The organism is Glaciecola sp. SC05, assembly GCF_041380235.1.
Classification (GTDB): domain Bacteria; phylum Pseudomonadota; class Gammaproteobacteria; order Enterobacterales; family Alteromonadaceae; genus Glaciecola.
The window spans coordinates 123,276-145,189 of the sequence record NZ_JBGIYY010000008.1 but is presented as its reverse complement, the minus strand read 5'-3'; the positions used below and the strand labels follow the sequence as shown (position 1 = coordinate 145,189).

The following is a 21,914-nucleotide window of genomic DNA, read 5'->3' as shown; positions in this document are numbered from 1 at the left end:
CTCTTTCTTCGGTAATACTCAAATTTAAGCGTAAATAATTAGAATACTCCACCTAAATTAAATAATATCGGTGGTTTATGTTGACCATCCTGATTCCGATGGTAGCCTGATAGCTCATGACTGGGCACTCACAATGTATTTATAACCGGCGCATCCCTAATTTATGGATTTAGTTTTTAATTTTGCAACGCTAAGCTTATTGTCTATCCCACTGATCAGCGCGATTGTGGGCTGGTGCACAAATTACTTTGCATTAAAGATGATGTTTTATCCTATTGAGTTTGTTGGCATCAGACCTATTTTTGGCTGGCAGGGGCTGATCCCCGCTAAACGTCAAGAAATGGCTGAAATTGCTGTCGAACTGGTCTTAGGCAAACTTCTTAGCATCGAAGAGCTTGCTGCACGAATTGATCCTAAATTACTCACCGTGGCGATTGAGCGGCGGCTAAAACAAGTATTAAAAAGAATCGTCAACGAAGTAATGCGCGAATGCGCCCCGCAGCTTTGGGCTTCGCTGCCAGTACAGGGCAAAAACCTTGTGTATGCGCGAATAGAAGCCGATATTCCAAATGTTGTTAACAAAGTAGTTAATGACTTCCAGCACAATGTCACTGAAATTGTCGATATCAAAGAGCTAGTCGTTAACAAACTGGTGGAAACCCCCGAGCTAATCAATGAAATTTTTCTTAAATCGGGTGAAAAAGAATACCCCTTTATTGAGCGCTCTGGGTTTTGGTTTGGCTTGTTGTTTGGCTTGCCGACCATGGTCGTGTGGATATATATGCCGCAGTGGTGGGTATTGCCCTTAGGCGGCCTATTAGTGGGTTATTTAACAAACTGGATCGCCCTAAAAATTATATTTGAACCGAAGCAACCGATAAAAGTTTTAGGCTTTACTATTCAGGGCATGTTTCTGAAGCGTCAACACGATGTATCGCGCGTTTATGCTGACATTATTGAAGCGAAGCTTATGACATCGGCAAATATCACTGAATTCGCTTTGCATGGCTCTGGGTCCGACCAATTGTTAGAACTCATGGAATTGCATGTTAACGACGCCATTGAGCGCTACATCGCCTTTGCACAGCCATACTTTGCGGTAGGCGTTGGCTCTGAGTCCTTCTACAAAATGAAAGAGCTCGCAAGCAAGCGCATCTTTGAAGATTCCGACAAATACCTGCCTTATGCATTCGAGTATTCAGACAAGGCTTTAGGCATAGGCGATGACCTGTGTGAGCGCATGAGAGCGTTAACGCCTGAGGAATTTGAAGGCGTATTGCGCCCCGCTTATGAGGCCGATGAATGGAAATTAATTGTCACCGGCGCCTTGCTTGGAATGGGAGCGGGATTCTTGCAGTTGTACTTGGTGTTTATGTAAAAGGCATCCATTGGACGCGCTGCTCTGATAAAACCTCCTGAGGAGTTTTGTGCCTCAATACGAAGTCACAGCGAGCTTACATCCTAATAAATATAGTCAACGACTCAGCCCATAGTCTTTGCTCACATCAATAACCCGCAGACCAAGCTCGAGAGCTTTCATGGTGTCAACCGAATCAAATTGTATTCTACACTCTGCTTTTATCATTTCACGCCACACATAGCGCATACCGTCAGGACGTCTGCCGGTCCAAAATTGTTCGCTTTTGTCGATGTAGGCAAGCACAGGAGCATCGTGGCCATCGGCATACATTTGACGCACTAAATCAAAGTCTGGACCAAACGAGCTAAGTACCGCTGAGCCGCTTACCTCAATCGATTTCAATAACTCGTCAAAAGCGAGTTCGTGCTCGCCCTGTCTATATGCAATCCACGCTCGAGCTATACCGACCGCATGGGTTTCACTGCTAAAGCTATCGAGCACCAAGCCGGCTATGTGTTGCTCTGCGGTCAGATCATCGGCATGCTCAAAAATGCGCTCAATCTTAGCGTTAACCACATCGATAGGTTCAAATTGCGCGCTATATCTCAGATGTCTACTTAAATCACCGATAACCTGATAGGGATTATCGCTATTTGCCAAGCTTCGTTGATAATCATTTAAAGTATCAATAAGTAATCGTTGATTCTTTGATTCAAAGTGAGCAAAACGCTGTTCTATGTATTGATGATACGCAGGATCTTTACATCCAAGCGCATAATCAGCGCGCGAGCTTGAATGAAATATTATGCTTACACACAGCATGATTACCGCTAGAGCCTTTATCATATAAAACACTTTAAAACTGAACGATAATCTTTTTACTAAAAACACTAACAGATTGATCGTTAAACACGTGTTTTTACGTTTACTCGGTCAAAATACATGTGTGGCATTGAGCTTATAATCTTGGAAACTAAAGTGCGCTAAACCTTAGCAAACGAGCTAATGGCAGCTAGCTACTGACAATAATCAGCGGCTTTGGCGTGTTAGGCATTTTCATTCGTAAACCGTCTTAAGCAAACACCGCCTAATGCGAGGATCACTAGCCACAAAGATGCACCACCTGAGTAACCATCTTTATGCTCAACTGTTGCGATTTTTTCTTCTTTTACTCTGGTTTCGAAACGCGCTAATTCTGACTCTAAATTTACAACCATATCATCTACAGCAAGCGAAAAACCGAGCGCGGTTTGTTCATCAGTCACTTTATCAACGCTAATTGCAGTGCTGCGGTCTTTTGTTTTACTCAAGCCTGGCGCTCTGAATAGTAAGCTTCGGCTTTTAACATCAAACACAGCGGTGTCGACAAAAGTCTGCACGTTTGTATCTGTTGCAGGAACAACCTACATCCCAACAATTGTCCAATACAGTAATGCCGCATTGTTATCGTTGTTACGCGCTAATTGGTCGTACGATACCAAGGCCATCACATCAACGTTATACAAACGCGCTACCTGATCAAGGGTACTAAATCCCTCTCCGTTTTTTAAATAAGTGCTTGGAATGACGTCTATCCGATTAATATATTCGTATTTTGCGAATTGCGTTTTAACTTTTTCCAATAATGCAATTTGTTCCGCCTGAGTAGGACCTGCACGCAAGTATCCTTCTGAAGGTATAAAGGCAATACCTACATTAAGTGGCAGTTGTAATACTGGTATTTGAGGCGTTTTCGCCTGTCTATCTTCACCTTTTGGGTATAAAAAATCGACCAAACTGCTTGAAGCCGTAACCCTTTGCTGGCCGTCACTCACAAGTGCACTGCATCCCGACAACAATGCGGTGACAACAGCAGTCATAATTAAAATGGTATATAGCTTACGCATTGTATTTCCTTTCGTTAAGTTAAATTACTTGGCTCGAAAAAAAACTAAAAGCCATTCCGGAGATCTTATTTCAAGACTGATTGGGCAAAGTCAGCTATTCATTTCGCGCCTTTTCCATGCTCTAATAAATTGAAAATAGCCACCAGAGAGACCGTTAACTTATGCTTTGGCGCCATAGTGATCAGCGGTTTTTTCGCTTGATGCGATTCGCGCATTTTCACCGACTGACTGATATATTCACCTAACACCGGATAGCCTTCGTCGATTAACTCATCAATTATTTGCTTAGGCAGATTCGCATTACCCATGAACTGATTAGCGATAATCCCTTCTATTTCCAATTTAGGATTATGGTCCTCTTTAATTTCGGCAATTTTTTGTTGAAGACTATATAGGCCTTGTCTGGCAAAGTCGTCACAATCTATGGGAATGAGACAGCGGTCTGCCGCAATCAACGCCGACAAGCTATAAAAATTCAGCGCAGGCGCAGTATCAATATAAATGTGATCAAATTCGTCACTTAACGATTCGAGTGCTTCACGCAGTTTGTATATTTTATGGCGGCTATGTAATTCACTCTCTAACTCAGTTAATGCAGGTGAGCCTGGAATAATAAACAAATTCTCTACTTGCGTGGGCTGACAATATTCTATTGCCGGTCGACGGCGCAAATGAAAGGTAATAGTCTGCTCAAAAAGGTCTGCGATGGTACTATCTTTCGCCACGCTTAGGGCGTCCAAATAGGCGGTGCTGTTGCATTGCGTGTCTAAGTCTAACACTAGCGTTCGAAAGCCTTTACTGGCTGAGATAGCCGCCAAGTTGACAGTTAGACTAGATTTGCCTACGCCTCCTTTCTTATTGAACAGTACTCTTATCACGCTTCTACTCTCCGCTACGCTTTATTTTCAATTGCTTGTAATATCGAATGATACTACTCTGGAGGCAAAGGTGTAGACAATATTTTATTAGGGATATATTCGTGAGCAAAAAGATTTCATTTCTAGACAGGATGTTCTGGATAACTGAGTCTCAAGCGAACCCTAAACATGTAGCCGCATTACAAGTACTCGAAATCCCGCAAGACGCGCCCGGCGATTATGTCGAAAAGCTATTTTTAGAACTACAAAGTTTTAGTCACGCCGTTTCTCCCTTCGATTGCAAAGTAAGTTCCTTCTTAAGGTATCCAATTAAATTAACGCCCATCAAGCAAATAGATATGCATTACCATGTTCAAATGCACGAGCTCGATGATATTAAAGACAAATCCGCCTTGCACTCATTTGTGGCCAAGCTTCATGAAACCTGGCTAGACCGAGACAAGCCGCTTTGGCAATACCACGTGATCAAAGATAAAACCAATCAAGGGTTTGCCGTTTATATAAAAGTACATCATATGTGCGGGGATGGCGCGTCGCTGGTGCGCATGTTTCTTAAAGGATACTCTGAACAAGCCAATGGGCACGATTTCGTCCCGGTCTGGGCTTCGGCTAACCCGCCTCGCGAGCGAAGTAAACAAAGTATATTTAAGCAAATATTACTGGGCGTATGGGGCTTCGTAATTACTATAAAAGATCTTGTATGGATTTTATTTCGATTGCTACTCAAGCTGTTCAGAATTAATCAAGACTACATGCCGGTGCCGTTTTCAGGCACAAAAACGATGCTTACCGGCCAGGTCAAAAAAGGCCGAGTGGTCGCAACCTTAGATATCGACTTTGTAAGAGTACAAACACTCAGTAAGCGCTTACGAGCATCAGCCAATGAAATATTGCTCTGTGCTTTTGATATTGGCACTCATCGTTTTTTGAAAGACTATGGTCACAGTTTTAAAAAAGCGCTTTACACCAATATGCCAATCAATCTGCGCAAGCCGGGGGAAATCACTGCCGGCAATAAGATAGCGATTGTACCGGTGCAACTCGCCTTTGGTGAGAAAGACCCTTATCTCAGATTACGACAAATTATTGAAAATCATCGCGTCGTAAAAAAAGCGGCAAAAGCCTCTCATCCATCAGCTTTCAGCTATTACACATTGCTCATACAGTCGTTTTCAACCCTGTTTGAAGTCTTGCACATTTCAGATTGGGTCAGACCAATCGGCAATATTTTAGTATCTAACATGCCCGGTCCGCCGAGTACTTTATTCTTTAAAGATGCAAAGCTACTTTCCAGCTATCCAATTTCAACCATGACGCCAGGCGGAGGGATAAATATCACCATATTTACTTACAACAACACCGCGAATATCGGCATCGTGTGTTGTGACAGCAATATCACCCGCTTAGAGCCTCTTGCTGTTTACTTTCAAGAAGCATTCGATATGTTAGAACAATCTGTGGACGATACGTCGCTGAGTGTTGATGATATCGGTGAGAAGGTGTTGGAGGAAGATAATTGTGCACTGTAAAGTAGATACACTTTTCCTTGTAGCGCCGATAATTATTACTCGCTAATTAAGTCTTACTGCTGCGCACCGCGATAGGAGTACGGTTATTCCACCGCTTAAAAGCCCGGCGAAAATTGGCTGCATCGCTGAAGCCTAGCAGCGCGGCTATTTCATTGATACTTAATTGAGTGCCGGTTAAATATTCGTGAGCAAGACTATTTCTGAGTTGGTCGAGCAGTGCTTGAAACTTATGACCCTCTGCTGCTAATCGTCGCTGTAAAGTGCTTTCACTCATATGCAACTGCTTGGCAACCTGCCCACTGTTTGGGAACTCGGTACCCGACTGCAAGAGCACTTCTTGCACTCTTTCACTTACCATTCCTGTGCGCGTGCCGCGAGACAGCAAGCGATCGCACTGTCTTCTGAAAATATCTCTTGCTACTAGGTTGGCCGTTGCAATACCAAGGTCTAAGCCTGCTTCATCAAAACTCAGTACACTGCGCGCCCCGTTAAATTTTACTTTTGCACCAAACAGCTGTTGATAAGGGGTTTTATCGTATGGTGCATCATAATCAAACTCGACATGCACCGAGGTTCTGCCTTTTGGGATCAAGGTTCTGCCACTTCGCATGATGGCCGCATACAGCAGCTCAATGTAAAACCGTTCTAAACTACTGGGTAAATGCGGCGCTTTGATAAGCACCTCAACACGCCCTGCTCGTGACAGCATCTTTACATCCACACTGGGCATCAAGGCTTTGTTATAGCGCACCATTAGCTTAAGCGCGTCGCCAATAGTGGTGCTGGTAATAATCGCATAGCCAAAAATACCTTGAGATGAAATATCCATGCTCGCACCAAGCTGCAAACCAAGCTGGGGATCGTGACTCATTTTAATGGCATTGGTAGAAATAGTATCAAGCTGTTGAGCTGTCAAACTGAGTTCTTTTGTCAGATCATCTTGTTGAATGCCTGAGTTATTAAACAATGGGGTAACGTCGGCTTGCCTTGCTTTGAGCACGTTAGTTAAGGTTTTTATATAATATGAATGCATACCCGCTCTGGAAAAAGATACTTGTGCAGTAGAATTATGATGGTATTTGACACCCTTATTGATGGCATTTAACCCCTTATTTAAGCTTAGGTCAATTATAATCGTTGCTCAGTTCGACCACGCTAACTTTTACAAAAAGGTAAACCGCATGCCAGCATATAAAGCACCTTTAAGAGACATCAAATTTTTAATGAGAGACGTACTGGATTATTTTCCTCATTATGAATCTTTGTCGAATGGTGCGGATGCCACACCTGAAATGATCGACGCGATCTTAGAAGGGATTGCCAGCCTAGGTGAACAAGTTCTGGCACCAATCAATTTATCGGGAGACAAAGAAGGCTGTCACTTTGACGATGGCGTGGTGACAACGCCAGCAGGATTCAAAGAAGCGTATCAAGAGTATGTTGCTGGAGGATGGCAGGGCTTGTCGTTTCCTGAAGAGTTTGGCGGTCAGAATCTCCCCACCTCTATCAATGTTATAAAGGCAGAAGTCATCGGCAGTGCCAACTGGTCATTTGCTATGTATCCAGGGCTGAGCATGGGTTGCATCAACACTATATTAGAATACGGCTCTGCACTTCAAAAGAAGCAATTTATGGCGCCACTGGTGAGTGGCGAATGGAGCGGCACGATGTGCCTTACCGAGCCTCAGTGCGGCACCGATCTGGCCCAAATAAAAACCAAAGCTGAGCTGAATGAGAGCGACGATAGCTACCGATTGACAGGCACCAAAATATTCATCTCTGCTGGCGAACATGACTTAGCCGAAAACATTATCCATATTGTGTTGGCACGCATTCCTGGCGCACCAAAGGGTATCAAAGGTATCTCATTGTTCATCGTCCCTAAAGTCAATATCGACGGTGATGGAAGGATGGGCGAAAGGAATGCCGTGCACTGTGGTTCAATTGAACACAAGATGGGAATTCGCGCCTCGGCGACATCGGTTTTAAATTTTGATGGCGCAACCGGCTACTTAATAGGCCAAGAAAATAGAGGCTTAGAAGCAATGTTCACCTTTATGAATACCGCCAGAATTGGCACCGCCTTGCAAGGTGTCTGCCATGCAGAAGCTTCATTCCAAGGCGCGCTTGCTTATGCCAAAGATCGTCAGTCAATGCGCGCACTCTCTGGTAAAAAGCAGCCTAACTGTGCTGCTGACGCGATAATTTGGCACCCAGATGTGCGACGCATGCTGTTAACGCAGCGCGCCATAGCAGAGGGGGGCAGAGCGATGATTTTTCATGCCGCCAAAATCGCCGACAAAATGTTCAACGCCACTGTTGAAGGTGATACACAAAAACAGCAAGCCTATGATGATGAGCTTGGATTTTATACTCCAATTTTGAAAGGTTTTATCACTGAGTTAGGCTTAGAGTCTGCCAACTTAGGGATCCAGATTTTTGGTGGTCATGGCTATATTCATGAACATGGCATGGAACAAATCGCACGGGACGCCAGAATAGCCACGCTCTATGAGGGCACCACCGGTATTCAAAGCTTAGATTTATTGGGGCGCAAAGTGCTGCTGACAAACAAAGGCAAGTCGGTTCGCGATTTTAGCAAAGTCATGCTGTCATTCGCCAAACCCCATTTATTGTCTCGTGGCCCTATAGGTAGCATGGCTCGTAGCTTAAGTAAGCGCGCCGCTGAATGGAATATTATGACCTTGCGGATCATGCTCGGCGCATCAAAAAACCGAGAGCTAGTGGGCTCTGCGTCAGTGGATTACCTGATGTATTCTGGGTACGTAATGATGGCTTATTTTTGGGCGCTGCAGGCAGAAAAGTCAGCGGCACTGCTCGAAAGTGGTGAAGGCGAGGAATCAACAGAATTTTATACATCAAAAATACAAACCGCAGAATTTTACTTTGACCGTTTGCTGCCCCGAGCGACAGCGCACAAACGCGCAGCAGTATCGTCGACCAAGTCACTGATGCAGATGGATAATGAACACTTTAATTTTCTGTAAGCTAAAATTCAAAGCCCATTAAATATTTAAGGGTATTATTGATTAAAGAGTTTAATATGGCTTTTTGCATTCTTTAGCTTGGAATTGTCATTTGGGAAGCGGATGCACACATCCGTTCTATGCGGAAGATGATACCTTAGCACTTAGCCTTTCGAAAGCTATTAAATTGCTGGAATAACCGCAAAGCCCACGCAAGCCGATATAGATATTTTCTAAATGTCAGCTGTCATTTTTACTATCAATGAAGTTTTTATCTCTGAGATTGAGAGACAAGTAAACGTTAATCGCAGCCCTTGAGCAACTCTTAGATACCTGTAATTGCAAAATCTAGAGCATTTATTACAAGGTCTCTTTGCATTTCAATTGTACCAACAGAATCTTTCAATAAATGAGCGGGAATTGACGTCAACTGCGGAGTTAGTAACAAGTATTGCTGGTCGTCAAATGCAATAAATGGTGTCAGTCGCTTAATATTTTTATCAGAAAAAGTGTCGAATTTACCCATTGGAATAACTAAGCGCGTAGCTAAATCACTTATTATTTGGTGTTGAATGTCTACTAAATATGGAAAATCGGTTTTTGTATTTTTGTTATTATTTTTATATACATCAAATTGCGGCATTAAAACGTCCTATACTCGTCGCCAAAACATCCGTTTTCTGAAACATATTGATTATACTTTTCTATCGCGAGTTTATTCTCTTGTTTCCATTTAGCAGCTTCAATTTCTTTTAATTTATCATTAAGAGCCTGCTCCAATGTTGCTGACAAATTAATATTTAGGCTTTTGGAACGTCTCAATAAATCGCTATTTACGCTCAGATTAGTTGGTTTTTTTTGCGCGTTAACATCGTATAGTGAATTCATGTGATTGCTCTGAAAGTAACCTTTTGTTAATTATGCGCATAACAATGCGCATTGTAAAGTATCGGTTAAAAAGAACTAATAGGTATTTAGCTTTAAACGCGTTTGAATTAGTGCCAGTTGCACAGCGCGGATAATAGCTAAAAGCACCCTATTGCCATGGGACCTCAGCAAGGCCAGAAAGTATTTACACTCCAAACGATACAGGCTAGCAATGAAGGCGAGTTTGATCAGATATCCAATACAAGTGGGTTTTCTTTGCATGCAGGCATTTCGTGTCGAGGTATTTTGCCAATGCCGACGAACCAGAGAAACAAGAAAGGCTATGCCGCTTTACTCAGAATAGATGGAACTAGTGATTATTGCGCAGGATCGTGTTCTTCTATTGATAGTGACTAAGGACCATTTGGCAATTTACCTTATAGCTGCAAAGGCTCTCTGTAAGGTCATCCCGTTCACTAAATTTGCAAATATTTGTTTAAAAGGGTTTTATGATCCAAATCAGTTGTGAATTCCAAGTATAAAATGGTAAGCAGAGGTAAAGTTGAATAATGAAGTGATATATCGATTTAGTACACGATTTTTAAAAACTCAATTATTTCTAACTTTTTTTGTTGGCGTTTTTATTATTTGGTTGCTTATCGATAGGTGGGGAAGTTTAAGTTTATCAAAAGTTATATTGTTCGTTTCTGGCACTCTGTATGCGTTTTGGTGGCTTGTAGCAAAGATAAGAAAGTATCAAACGACCGATAGATTTTCATATATTCATATAGACAATAATAAAATAATTTTTAAGATTAAAGGCAATACCTTTAGATATGAGATACACGAGCTTTATAATATAGAGATGACACGATTCTATCCCTATTTGGGCCGCATCGCTTTGTTGTTCGAATTTAAAGGGAAAGAAAGCCATATGGTTTGGCTAAAAGAATATGATATAGATTATCAGCAGGCCGAAGAACTTGTCGAAAGATTAACCTCAAGAAAAAGTTAGAAATTACTTTTAAAATTTTAGGAACCAAGGCGTCACTAAAGTGATGTTTTTTGGAGCAAATATAGGCCCCCTTTGGGCGCTCAAGAGACATAGCCGAACATCATCTGCAAGGCCAAGTTACCGGCAAGAGGAACCGTACGCTACTAAAATTTGTAGGGGAAAAATATACCAATCACAGCACAAAAAATACGATAAACTTTAAATAGCAACAGTCTCCTAACCTTTCAAAACGGGCTGCCACCCATTGATATTAGCTTGCTGGGTTGAATGGAACTCAACTCGCCATTCGAGCAATAATAAAAAGATCTGGACGAATGGATCGAAACCTACAACAATGAACTCAAGCATAAGGGCAAAATGCACTGAAGCAGAACGCCACTATAAAAAAATAAAAACAAGAGGTTGTTCATGATTAATCGCATCCACAGTGTTCCACTATTACTCTTAGTCGCAATTGCGGCTAGCTTGGCCATCGGCTTTTGGGCTCTCGGCGCAGGTTTTTTAGTTGCCGATATCAAAATGGGTGATGTAACGATAGCAAAGTCTTTCGCTGCGCTGGCAAAAGACGCCCTGTTTGTTCCTTTAGCACCTTTAATGTACGCCTTAATCATAATGAGTATTGCCAGTTCGGTCGCCATTTCTCGGGGTGGTATGGGGGCTAAATTTATTCGCGTGTTGGCATTTTTTATCAGCTTTTCATTGATGGGTATGATGCTTGCTATCGCTGCCTATTACACGTTTCAAGGTTTAAGCATCCTTCCTTCGCCGTCTTCGGTTGGCGGGGGCTCCGGCTCGATGCTGGAAATGCCGTTTGCATTAAAAATCTACGGCGTAATTACCTCTCCATTGATGATCTCAATCTACGCAGGTTTAATCTTTGGGGCCGCCCTAAAGCAAATAAATATGGGTGAAGCTGCAGATGCAATGTCAGATTTATTTATTAAAGGCTTCCGTAAATTTTTACAGTTTGCCATCCCATTAGCGGTTTTCGGCTCCATCACCTTGGCACTAAACAAGCCCGGCGGCGTGCAAACATTAGCTAATTTATTCCCCATATTACTGCCTTATATCAGTTCAATGTTAATCATTTGGATAGTAATGGTATTGGTCACTTCATCTATTCAAGGCAAAGGCGTGGGCTTTGTATTGCGCGCAGTACTGCCTCAAGCGTTGGTTGCATTTTCTACCTCCAGTTCAGTAGCTACTCTGCCAGCAACCAAAACCGCATGCGATCAATTAGGCGCCGACGGCGATGAATCCACTCCGTTTTTTACAATTGGTGCAACCATTAACATGGTCGGCACGGTAGTAGGTTTGTTATTACTTTCACTATATACAATGAAAGCCTATGGCATCGATATCAGTTTTACCGACATGTTAGTGGTTGGTCTGCAGTCATTAATTTTTGCCACTGCGGCTGCAGGGACTCCGTCAGCCTCAGTAGTATTGTTACAAGACATACTCGTGAGTCAGGGCGTTTCGGCAGAATACGCCACTTACGTAACAGGCCTTATTATTACCATTGATACGCTTATTCTCGATAGGCTGCGCACGGTAATGAATACACAGTCCGATTCAATGAGCACGGCGAACGGTTTAAAGCTTTATTACAAACAGCCAAAAGTACTCGGCGGCTAATAGAGGCTCTTGGCGTACCAGCCTGCTCATCAGCGCTAGTGCTTAGTTGGCAGGCGCTGATAAATTTGCGAGAGCTAAGCTTTGTGAATGAATCTGTTGTCGAGGAGGTATCAAATTAGTAATCCAAGATATTAGCGATTTATTTTAAATAAACCTTGAATGCACATATTGTTATAATATAACATCACTGCTATAACAGAGCATCAAGGAAGTAATATGCTTAATAGCGAAGACAAATCCTACATCTTAGAAGCAAAATCGTTAAACGTTAACATTAACCATTCAAGTATTTTAAAATCTCTGAGCTTCCACGTCGCCGAAGGCGAAATTTATGCTTTGCTTGGGGGCAACGGCGCGGGCAAATCAACCACCCTAAAAACCTTCCTCGGTTTTAACACCGCAACGAGTGGTGCAATATTTATTGACGGTCTCGAAGTTGCCTCATCCCTTACCCAAGTGAGAAGAAGAACCGCATACCTGCCGGAAAACGCTACGCTGTATCCGCATTTAAGCGCCAGAGAAAACGTGGAATACTTTTTGTCCCTTGCCGAGATTAGAAAGTCACACGCCGATATCGATCAAGCTTTCGAACGCGTCGCATTGCAAAGTGACGCGTGGGATCGACAGCTCCAAACCTTCTCTAAGGGCATGCGACAGAAGACCGCCATCGCGCTTGCATTGCTTCGCGAAGCACCGATCTTTTTGCTAGACGAACCTACCTCTGGTTTAGATCCTGTTGCCATCGATGAGTTTAATAAACTCGTTAAAGAGTTGGCGTCATCTGGCGCCACTATCTTAATGGTCACTCACGATGTGTATGGCGCGTGTCAGGTTGCCAATCGAATCGGCTTGCTCCGCAACGGTGAGTTGGTAGGCGAATTTGAAGCGGCCAAAAACGAACGAATTGACACCGAGCTTGTGCATGCGGCTTTTGCACAAAGACAAACCAGTGACTCGTGAGCGCCATGAATAAGCCAATTGAACAATCAAGCACATCGAATATATCGCCAGTATTGACGGTGTTGAAAGACGAATGGCGCTATTGGTTGCGCTCTAAGCTGGCAGTTTCGGTGTTGGTGATTGGCGTATTACTCACTCTATCGTCGGTGATTGTTACCGGTTTTAGTATGAGCGCCTTGGTGCATGAGCGTGAAGGTATGCAAAACACCTCTGAACAAACCTTCATGGAACAACCCGATAGGCACCCACATCGTATGGTTCATTACGGACACTACGCATTTAGAACGCCTTCGCCATTAAGCATGCTAGATCCGGGGGTGGATGCTTACACCGGCAACTCCATCTTTTTGGAAGGCCATCGACAAAATAGCGCGATGTTTGCAGAGCAAAAGCAAAGTACCGGTTTAACTAAGTTGGGCAGCTTATCTCCTGCGTTTATTGTTCAAGTGCTCGCTCCCTTAATGCTTATTTTGATTGGCTACAGCAGTATCACCCGCGAAAAAGAATCACAAACTCTTACCTTTTTACTCGCTCAGGGCACCTCTATCTATACCCTTTTGTGTGGAAAGGCCTTGGCGCTTATATCGGTTGTTCTACTGATAATTCTGCCACTTTTGATTACCGGCATATTTGCGTGGTTGATGGGCGAGAACATATTGCTTGTTGCTTACTTTTTGATGTCGTACGCGCTCTACTTAAGCATCTGGGCACTTATCGTGCTATTGCTTTCGACTTTGGCCGCTAAAAATAGTAACAGCTTTACGGCTCTGAGCTTTGCATGGATATTGCTTTGCATAGTAATGCCGCGCATCGCTAGCACTAGTGCGTCAATCGCAGTCCCCGCTGCTGGTAAACTCGAAACTGATTTTGCCGTAATTGCTGAATTGCGCAAGCTAGGCGATGGTCACAATGCTAACGACCCTGCATTTAATCAACTCAAGCAGTCTTTGCTCAAAAAATATAACGTAGATACCCTTGAGGAACTGCCTATCAACTTCCGAGGTGCGGTTGCACAAGCATCTGAAGGAGAGTTAAGTAAGGTACTCAATCGATTTGCTGAGCAGCGGATGCAAAAAGAGCTGGCCCAAACCCAAGTGGCCCGAACATTTGGCTGGTTTTCACCGCAAATTGCCATTCGTACTTTGTCGATGATCAATGCAGGAACCAGTATCGAGACACACCACCGCTTTTTGCGAGAAACCGAAAGGTTACGCTTAGACTTTGTACAATCATTGAATCAAACCCATATTGAAAAGCTTAGCTACATCGACGATCTGAATCGCAATAACGGTGAAGAGGCATCAGCAAAAGCTCGCGTCAGCGCTGAAAATTGGCAAATGATTCAGGGCTTCCAATTTAGTACTGAGTCTGCAAATGTGCGCTTACTCAGCAGTTTAAGCACACTTGCTCAACTCATATTTTGGGCGGGGCTTCTCGTTTACTTGCTTTATTTAGCCTCATCCAACCTGGCTAGGAGAGCTTCATTATGATCAAACATATCATAAGAGAATGGCGTTTTATGCTTACTCAACGCTACGTGCTTGTGCTGTTATGCTGTGCGTTTATGGTCTCTGGTTTTTCTGTTTTTACTGGGCTTTCTGAAGTAAACAATCAACGGCAAACCATTGAACGCCTGAAAATCGCTGATCAAACAGACCGTGCAGAGGCGCAAGCTAAGTATGACGACCCAGGATCACTGGCTTACTACAGCTACCATCTGACCTACTCATATCCTTCAAACCTTGCGTTTGCTGCATTGGGCGACCGAGATATATACCCGTGGAAACATCGCATCAAGATGTTAGCCCTAGAGGGACAAATTTATGAAAGCGACGCACAAAATGCAGAGCTCGCGCAGGCGGGTAAAATCGATTTTGCGTTTGTAATAAGCGCACTATCTCCTCTGTTCTTAATACTACTATTTCATGATTTGTTAGCCAGCGAACGCTCTAGTGGCAGGCATGATCTGCTTTTGACCACTGCGCGTTCATCTTTTGCACTATGGGGTGCGCGGATCATTGTACGATTGCTCGCTATTTTTATTTGTTTGTTAGTTCCTTTTTATATCGGTGCGGTGTTGAGCGACACTGGCCTGAGCGCGCTCATATCAGTATCACTTTGGTGTTTAATTTACTTCATTTTTTGGACAGGATTAAGCGTTTACTTTGGCAAAAAATCGAGCAGTGCACCAAGAATTGCATCGGGCTTGATTGCCGCTTGGGTACTGTTTGTCTTTATTATTCCTATTCTAGGTGACTTAGCTATCAAGCGAAGCGTCGAATCACCGAAAGGCGCGGAAATTTTGCTCACGCAGCGAGAAGCCGTTAACGACGCTTGGGACCTACCCGCAAAAACTACCATGGATGCCTTTGTTGTTACGCACCCTGAATATGCAGCTTACACCGAATTTGAAGGTGGTTTTGACTGGAAATGGTATTACGCATTTCAACAAGTAGGCGACCAAACTGCTGCGTCCCTTTCTATTGCATACCGTGACGCGTCTTATAGAAAATATGAGCTTGCCAGCTATGTGGCAGCATTGTCACCGCCAATGATGATTCAGCGAAAAATGACACGCCTCGCTCAGAGCGACGCCATCGCCGCATTTGAATACGAACAAGCAATAAGGGCATTTCATCAGTCGCTGAGAGAATTTTATTATCCATGGCTATTCATCAATAGCGATTTTGATAAAAAATTCCTAAACGAATTACCCCATTATGAACAACAACATTCAACTTCAAACAAGGTCAATTTCGATGCAAAATAACCGCGGATACAAAAAACGCTACTTGGCCGCCTTTGTTGCCAGTGCAATTACTCTTCCTATATTGACATCGACTGCTGTGCAGGCTCAAAGCGCAAGTTCTGCTAAAACAGATAGCGATGTTGAAAAAGTAATTGTAATAGGCGCTCGTCAGGCCTACCGAGGAAATTTCACTGATTTAGAAACTCCGCAATCTGAGCTTATTATCAGTAGCGAGCTGCTCGAAATTGCTGGCGCCTTAGACTTGTCCCAAGCACTCGATTTATCAAGCTCCATCGCGCGCCAAAACAATTTTGGGGGCTTATGGAATAGCTTTGCCGTGCGTGGCTTTGTGGGTGATGAAAACTTACCAAGTAACTACCTTGTGAATGGATTTAATGCCGGTAGAGGCTTTGGTGGCGCGCGAGATCTATCTGGCATCGAGTCGGTAGAAGTACTAAAAGGCCCGCGGGCTGCCTTGTTCGGTCGGGGTGAGCCTGGCGGCACAGTTAACCTTGTTACCAAACGCCCTACCTTTGACACCGAAGGACAAATTCGTGTGCTTGCAGGTAGTTTTGCAACTTACCGCATGGATGTTGATTACACCACGCCAATGTCAGATGCCGTAGCCCTTCGATTTGTTGGTTTTTATGAAGATGCAGAAAGCTTCAGAGACACCATCGAAACAACCCGCCAGGGTATGAGTCCTTCTATTGCATGGCAAATTAGCGACCAGAGTCAATTAGTATACGAATTAGAATACAGCCATCAAGAAGTCCCCTTTGACAGAGGGGTCATTGCTATAGATGGCGAGTTAGGTCTTATTCCCGAAAGTCGCTTTTTAGGCGAGCCTAGAGATGGCCCGATGCAAGCCGATGTGCTGGGTCATCAAATTGAGTTTATGCATGATTTTAGCCAAGACTGGAGTGCACTTGTGGGCTTCAATTTCCGCGATACTTCACTTGAAGGTGTAGCTACCGAAACCGGCTTCGGTGCTGTGATTGACGGAGAAATCAATCGCTTTCGTCGTTCGCGCGATTATGATGCAAGCTATCAAGTATTTCGTGCCGAATTAACCGGGGAGTTTGAACTGGGGGGCTTACAACACAGAATCATTATGGGCCTTGATTCCGATAAGTTTGAAAATGATCAAATCTTTTTGCGAGTACGCGGCGATCAATTTATTAACGTCTTTAATCCAGTCTATGGTGCCTTCCCTGTTCCCGAGCTTGGCCCAAATACCGATAGAGTGGAAACTCAAGAGTCAGTTGGTGTATTTATCCAAGACCAAATTAGCATTACTGATAAATTAGATATCCGAATAGGCGCAAGATATGACGATTACGAGCAAGAGCTCAATAACCGACGTTCAAGCAGTATCGCTACACAAACAGAGAGCCGCATTAGCCCGCAGTTTGGCGTGGTGTATCAAAGCTCCGATACACTATCATTTTATGCTGCTTATGGTGAGAACTTCCGTCCACTTTCTGGCAACGATGCAGAAGGCAACGGTTTTGAGCCTAACCAATCCACTTCAGTAGAAGCGGGTGTAAAGTTTGTATTAAATGACGGTAACTTGTTCGGCACAGTAACGGTATTCCAAGTACAGCAAGATAATATTCTAGTGGTTGATGACCCAGAAGCATTTACCAGTGCCGCCATCGGCGAGGCACAAAGCCAGGGCATAGAAATTGATATCAATGGCGAACTGAGCGACGATCTATATCTTTGGGCGTCCTATACCTATGTTGATGCGCAAACCGAGAATGCGTTCTTTGATGCTAACTTTGGTTTTACTGTAGATGCTGGTAGCTCGCTTTTGAATATTCCAGAGCATCAGCTCAATGTGCAGTTAGTTAAATCTACCGAGATTTCCGGTAAAGCGTTTGAATACGGCGGGAGCGTATTGTACGTGGGAGACAGAAACGGTTTCTTCGGTACTGACTTTGAGCTACCAAGCTATACTCTCGCGAGGGCATTTGTGAACTATGATGTTACTCCAGCCATTTCAGTACGCGGCGAAATCGATAACCTGTTTGACGAAACCTATTACCTAAATTCGTTTGCCGATGTGTGGATCCAGCCAGGAATGCCACGAAATTTTAGAATTTCTGCTACCTATAGTTTTTAGAAAGTGACAAAGCATCAACCTTAAAAGGAAGGTTAGGGCTTATTGCTAGTGCACATTGAAGGCTATTTATGCGTCCGCTTGAAGGCGTCTAGTTTACATTGCGGGCGCTTAACCCATTGCTCTATGCACGTTTAAAGTGTCTATATGCTGCTGAAACTTTACAATTTTACCGTTTTCTAAGGTCCAAACATGCACGGCTTGAGGATTCATTTCTAGACCGCTATTTTTATTTTTACCCGCATATCTACCCGTAGCAATGATATGATCACCCGCATCAAATAATGTGGTCATGTGCGCAGCAAATCCTTCCCAGTCAGTCAAACAGCGCGCAAATACACCTTCGACAACAGCCTGAGGTCCGATATAGGGGTTACCATCTGCATAGGGAAAGTTTTCCGCTTCATTCCAAACCATGCTTTCGTGCATATTTGCAATCACACCAGGCACGTTACCGGTTGCGAAGTCCTGATATAGCTGTTCTATAATGGCTAAGTTAGTCATGAATATATCCTTATTTTTTGCAATTAATATCTCAGATATAAACTACAGGCAACAACGTGTCTTAACAACAGTCTCTATTAAATTTTAACGACTTTTTAACGCTCAACATGACAAATTGCCCTCTACCGAATAGTGCAAGGTTATCAGTAGCATCTCGTATTCATTATTTTCAAAAAATCGGTTAGCATAAGTAAGTTTGCAGGCAAAATTTAGTAATTACAGGCGCAATGAGGGCCTCTTTGAATAAGCAACGCAACAACTATAAAAAAGCCTCTAAACCATTTAGTCTAGAGGCTTTAATAGCTTTCACATTGTAAGTTTAGGCAATGCTATGGTTGATGATTTAACCATGCAAAGAGACTTTTACTTTGGCGTATGACACAGCATTGTCCTGACTAAGTAACGCCTATCACGATATTCTAGACACATACACTCCAATAGAGTGAAAACAGGTTACACTTAGTTGTATACCTTCAATTTCCTGTAGTTTTCTTCATAAGAATTACTGAATATCGATGATTGAATCGAAGTCTTGAGCGAACTGCTCAAGTGCACTTAGCAACTCTGTAGGCTCAATTGAGTCTGCAAAATCATTCACAAGTCTGTTTAGGCGTATATCAGTTAAAGTTTGTAAGCGAGTAATACCGCTGCTTAAAATGCGTGCTGCAAATCCTGGGTTTCGAACAGCGAATCGGTCAGCGCGCGCTCGTAAGTTATCAACCTCAGATGACGCTAACACAAGCAAATTAGAAAGCTCTAACTGAAACTCTTGCAAAGCCGCTGGATCAAATTCGTCGATAGGGGGTTCTGGAATTGGAGTAGGCTCTGGATCAGGCGTTGGTCCAACTTGGCTTACACCATTACAGCCATTGATGGTCTGGTCTGTTCGAGTTGCGCTAAAGCTGCCATTTGTGGTCGAACATCTAAAGACGCCTGTTACATTCGCTACATCACCTTCCTGAAGAGGTATGGTGCGAACTAAGTTTCCAGAAAAATCAATTTGTTCGAAAGTTTCAATACCATTTACGTTAAGCTTTTCGTCATATGAACAGCTAGCTGCTGCGCCAAAATTTGCAGTGAGTTCAAATTGATTGTTACTGCAAGAAGATGTGACGTTACTCGTTTGAGCGAATGCGCTTGATGCAGCAAATGCTAGTGAACTGATGATAAGCAATTTCTTCATTTTTAATAATCCTTAAGTATATCCAACATGATAAGTAGGTAGCTCAACACAAGCGTTTAGTTACTTTGTAAATTGAATATCAAGCGTAATTAAATTCGGAACGTAAGGCATCACAAAAGTATAACGATTCATTAACGTTATGATACTGTTACTTAAGATCAGATATCGCTATCATTTGTGCTAGAAAACAAAATGGAACAGGCTATTGGGTTTGTGTTAGAAGGTGCCTGGGCGGATGACAATAAGACTTGACACAATTTAGGGCTTATATCTACTGCTGGTTTTCTATAGACGATTTTTCTGTTCAGGCACAAGTCCGCGATGAGCCAGCAACGTTCGATTGATGTAACCGGCATAGCCTTTCCAATTTTTTCTGGCTCCACCGAACTAACAAACTATTTTAACTCGGAGTGATAGCATGTACAGAAAATCCATTTATAGACAACATCACTCGTAAACCAAAACCAATTAAAAAAGCCTCTAGACCATGCAGTCTAGAGGCTTTAATAGCTTTCGCATTGCAAGCTTATGCAATGCTATGGTTGGTGATGGATTACATCATGCCGCCCATTCCACCCATGCCGCCCATATCAGGCATTGCAGGGCCGTCTTCCTTTGGTACTTCAGCCACCATCGCTTCAGTGGTGATCATTAAGCTAGCGATTGAAGCTGCGAACTGCAGTGCAGAGCGCGTTACTTTAGTTGGGTCTAAGATACCCATTTCAATCATGTCGCCATAGGTGTCGTTACCCGCGTTATAACCAAAGTTACCTGAGCCATTTTTAACCGCATTAGTCACGACCGATGCTTCAGCACCTGCGTTCGTTGCGATTTGACGCAGTGGCGCTTCCATCGCGCGAAGGGCCATCACGATACCGTGAGTTTGGTCTTCGTTGTCGCCAGTCATGTCAGCTAATTTAGCTGCAGCACGCACTAATGCCACACCGCCGCCAGGGACAACACCCTCTTCAACCGCTGCGCGCGTTGCGTGCAATGCATCTTCAACGCGGGCTTTTTTCTCTTTCATTTCAATTTCAGTGGCTGCGCCAACTTTGATTACCGCTACACCGCCGCTCAACTTAGCCAAGCGCTCTTGTAGTTTTTCTTTGTCGTAATCAGAAGAAGATTCTTCAACTTGAGCGCGAATTTGGTTACAACGACCTTCAATCGCCGACTGCTCGCCTGCACCATCAACCAAAGTAGTATTATCTTTAGTGATAACCACACGCTTAGCCGTACCTAAATCTTCAAGTTGAACTTTTTCAAGCTCTAAACCAATTTCTTCAGAAATCACGGTACCACCGGTCAATATTGCAATATCTTGCAGCATTGCTTTACGTCGGTCACCGAATCCAGGTGCTTTTACCGCGGCGACTTTAACAATCCCACGCATATTGTTTATTACCAATGTTGCTAATGCTTCGCCTTCAACATCTTCTGCAATTATCAGTAATGGCTTAGACGATTTTGCCACTGCTTCTAAGGTAGGAAGCATTTCGCGGATGTTAGAAATCTTCTTGTCGACTAATAAAATGTATGGGCTATCTAGTTCAATTGAGCCTGCTTCTTGATTATTAATAAAGTAGGGAGATAAATAACCACGGTCGAACTGCATGCCTTCAACCACTTCTAATTCATTTTGAAGTGCTTGACCTTCTTCTACGGTAATTACGCCTTCTTTACCAACTTTCTCCATTGCTTCAGCGATAATGTCGCCAACCACGTTGTCAGAGTTTGCAGAAATCGTACCTACTTGAGCAATTGATTTGCTGTCGGCACAATCAGTAGAAAGTTTTTTAAGTTCTTCGACCGCAGCGATAACCGCTTTGTCGATACCGCGCTTAAGGTCCATCGGGTTCATGCCCGCAGCAACCGCTTTTAAGCCTTCAGTTACGATAGCTTGTGCAAGTACTGTTGCTGTAGTGGTGCCGTCACCAGCTTCGTCATTTGCTTTCGACGCCACTTCTTTGACCATTTGGGCGCCCATATTCTCGAATTTATCTTCTAATTCGATTTCTTTAGCCACCGATACACCATCTTTAGTGATGGTTGGTGCGCCAAACGATTTGTCTAAAATCACGTGACGACCTTTAGGGCCTAGGGTTACTTTTACTGCGTTAGCTAATACATTAACGCCTTTTAACATTCTTGCGCGAGCGTCATCGCCAAAACGAACTTCTTTAGCTGCCATGTGTAATTTCCTCTAAATCTTTAAATTGTTAAATGCAATGGA

17 protein-coding genes and 1 pseudogene are annotated in these 21,914 nt (G+C 43.4%); 9 read left to right on the top strand and 9 right to left on the bottom strand.

Going from position 1 to position 21,914, the window contains the following annotated elements:
- Positions 1-163 precede the first annotated feature (163 nt).
- Positions 164-1,378, top strand: coding sequence for a DUF445 domain-containing protein (locus tag AB9H30_RS09330; RefSeq protein ID WP_371194394.1), 1,215 nt, complete (start codon positions 164-166; stop codon positions 1,376-1,378).
- A gap of 96 nt (positions 1,379-1,474) precedes the next feature.
- Here AB9H30_RS09330 and AB9H30_RS09325 read toward each other — a convergent pair whose 3' ends face one another.
- The 3 genes and pseudogenes from AB9H30_RS09325 to AB9H30_RS09315 all read right to left on the bottom strand — a co-directional run bounded on the left by AB9H30_RS09325 (position 1,475) and on the right by AB9H30_RS09315 (position 4,124).
- A complete protein-coding gene (locus tag AB9H30_RS09325; protein ID WP_371194393.1) occupies positions 1,475-2,206 on the bottom strand; it encodes a hypothetical protein in 732 nt (243 codons plus the stop codon).
- Between the two features lie 200 nt (positions 2,207-2,406).
- Positions 2,407-3,246, bottom strand: a pseudogene (rhlP, locus tag AB9H30_RS09320) (rhombotarget lipoprotein).
- Positions 3,247-3,344: 98 nt separating this feature from the next.
- On the bottom strand, positions 3,345-4,124 hold the full coding sequence (locus tag AB9H30_RS09315; RefSeq protein WP_371194392.1) for a ParA family protein: 780 nt from the start codon (positions 4,122-4,124) through the stop codon (positions 3,345-3,347).
- A gap of 101 nt (positions 4,125-4,225) precedes the next feature.
- On the opposite strand from AB9H30_RS09315, the gene AB9H30_RS09310 reads away from it, so the two are divergent.
- Complete coding sequence (locus tag AB9H30_RS09310) at positions 4,226-5,653, top strand: wax ester/triacylglycerol synthase domain-containing protein (protein WP_371194391.1); 1,428 nt, start codon at positions 4,226-4,228, stop codon at positions 5,651-5,653.
- A gap of 46 nt (positions 5,654-5,699) precedes the next feature.
- Here the strand turns inward: AB9H30_RS09310 and AB9H30_RS09305 are convergent, their stop codons facing one another.
- On the bottom strand, positions 5,700-6,686 hold the full coding sequence (locus AB9H30_RS09305) for an AraC family transcriptional regulator (protein WP_371194390.1): 987 nt from the start codon (positions 6,684-6,686) through the stop codon (positions 5,700-5,702).
- A gap of 148 nt (positions 6,687-6,834) precedes the next feature.
- Between AB9H30_RS09305 and AB9H30_RS09300 the strand changes: the two genes are divergently transcribed.
- Positions 6,835-8,661, top strand: coding sequence for an acyl-CoA dehydrogenase C-terminal domain-containing protein (locus AB9H30_RS09300; RefSeq protein ID WP_371194389.1), 1,827 nt, complete (start codon positions 6,835-6,837; stop codon positions 8,659-8,661).
- Between the two features lie 304 nt (positions 8,662-8,965).
- Here AB9H30_RS09300 and AB9H30_RS09295 read toward each other — a convergent pair whose 3' ends face one another.
- Both AB9H30_RS09295 and AB9H30_RS09290 read right to left on the bottom strand, forming a co-directional pair.
- Positions 8,966-9,283, bottom strand: a complete 318-nt coding sequence (locus tag AB9H30_RS09295; protein WP_371194388.1) for a CcdB family protein — start codon at positions 9,281-9,283, stop codon at positions 8,966-8,968.
- On the bottom strand, positions 9,283-9,528 hold the full coding sequence (locus AB9H30_RS09290) for a type II toxin-antitoxin system CcdA family antitoxin (protein WP_371194387.1): 246 nt from the start codon (positions 9,526-9,528) through the stop codon (positions 9,283-9,285). The genes AB9H30_RS09295 and AB9H30_RS09290 overlap by 1 nt, the downstream gene beginning before the upstream one ends.
- A 541-nt stretch (positions 9,529-10,069) precedes the next feature.
- Between AB9H30_RS09290 and AB9H30_RS09285 the strand changes: the two genes are divergently transcribed.
- The 6 genes from AB9H30_RS09285 (at position 10,070) to AB9H30_RS09260 (ending at position 17,997) form a co-directional block, all read left to right on the top strand.
- The gene (locus tag AB9H30_RS09285; RefSeq protein WP_371194386.1) at positions 10,070-10,522 is read left to right on the top strand and encodes a hypothetical protein; all 453 of its coding nucleotides are present in this window, start codon (positions 10,070-10,072) and stop codon (positions 10,520-10,522) included.
- A 408-nt stretch (positions 10,523-10,930) separates the two neighbouring features.
- A complete protein-coding gene (locus AB9H30_RS09280) occupies positions 10,931-12,160 on the top strand; it encodes a dicarboxylate/amino acid:cation symporter (RefSeq protein ID WP_371194385.1) in 1,230 nt (409 codons plus the stop codon).
- A gap of 216 nt (positions 12,161-12,376) precedes the next feature.
- Positions 12,377-13,120 carry an ABC transporter ATP-binding protein gene (locus tag AB9H30_RS09275; RefSeq protein WP_371194384.1) on the top strand — a complete coding sequence of 248 codons (744 nt, stop codon included), beginning with the start codon at positions 12,377-12,379 and terminating at the stop codon, positions 13,118-13,120.
- Between the two features lie 5 nt (positions 13,121-13,125).
- Complete coding sequence (locus tag AB9H30_RS09270; RefSeq protein ID WP_371194383.1) at positions 13,126-14,610, top strand: ABC transporter permease; 1,485 nt, start codon at positions 13,126-13,128, stop codon at positions 14,608-14,610.
- Complete coding sequence (locus AB9H30_RS09265; RefSeq protein WP_371194382.1) at positions 14,607-15,890, top strand: DUF3526 domain-containing protein; 1,284 nt, start codon at positions 14,607-14,609, stop codon at positions 15,888-15,890. Before AB9H30_RS09270 ends, AB9H30_RS09265 begins: the two co-directional genes overlap by 4 nt.
- A complete protein-coding gene (locus AB9H30_RS09260) occupies positions 15,880-17,997 on the top strand; it encodes a TonB-dependent siderophore receptor (protein WP_371194381.1) in 2,118 nt (705 codons plus the stop codon). The genes AB9H30_RS09265 and AB9H30_RS09260 overlap by 11 nt, the downstream gene beginning before the upstream one ends.
- A 108-nt stretch (positions 17,998-18,105) precedes the next feature.
- Here AB9H30_RS09260 and AB9H30_RS09255 read toward each other — a convergent pair whose 3' ends face one another.
- The 3 genes from AB9H30_RS09255 to groL all read right to left on the bottom strand — a co-directional run bounded on the left by AB9H30_RS09255 (position 18,106) and on the right by groL (position 21,872).
- Positions 18,106-18,498, bottom strand: a complete 393-nt coding sequence (locus AB9H30_RS09255) for a nuclear transport factor 2 family protein (protein WP_371194380.1) — start codon at positions 18,496-18,498, stop codon at positions 18,106-18,108.
- A 502-nt stretch (positions 18,499-19,000) separates the two neighbouring features.
- A complete protein-coding gene (locus AB9H30_RS09250) occupies positions 19,001-19,681 on the bottom strand; it encodes a hypothetical protein (protein ID WP_371194379.1) in 681 nt (226 codons plus the stop codon).
- 553 nt (positions 19,682-20,234) lie between these two features.
- Positions 20,235-21,872 (bottom strand): chaperonin GroEL, encoded by a 1,638-nt coding sequence (gene groL, locus AB9H30_RS09245; protein ID WP_371194378.1) that lies wholly within the window; start codon positions 21,870-21,872, stop codon positions 20,235-20,237.
- Between the last annotated feature and the right edge of the window lie 42 nt (positions 21,873-21,914).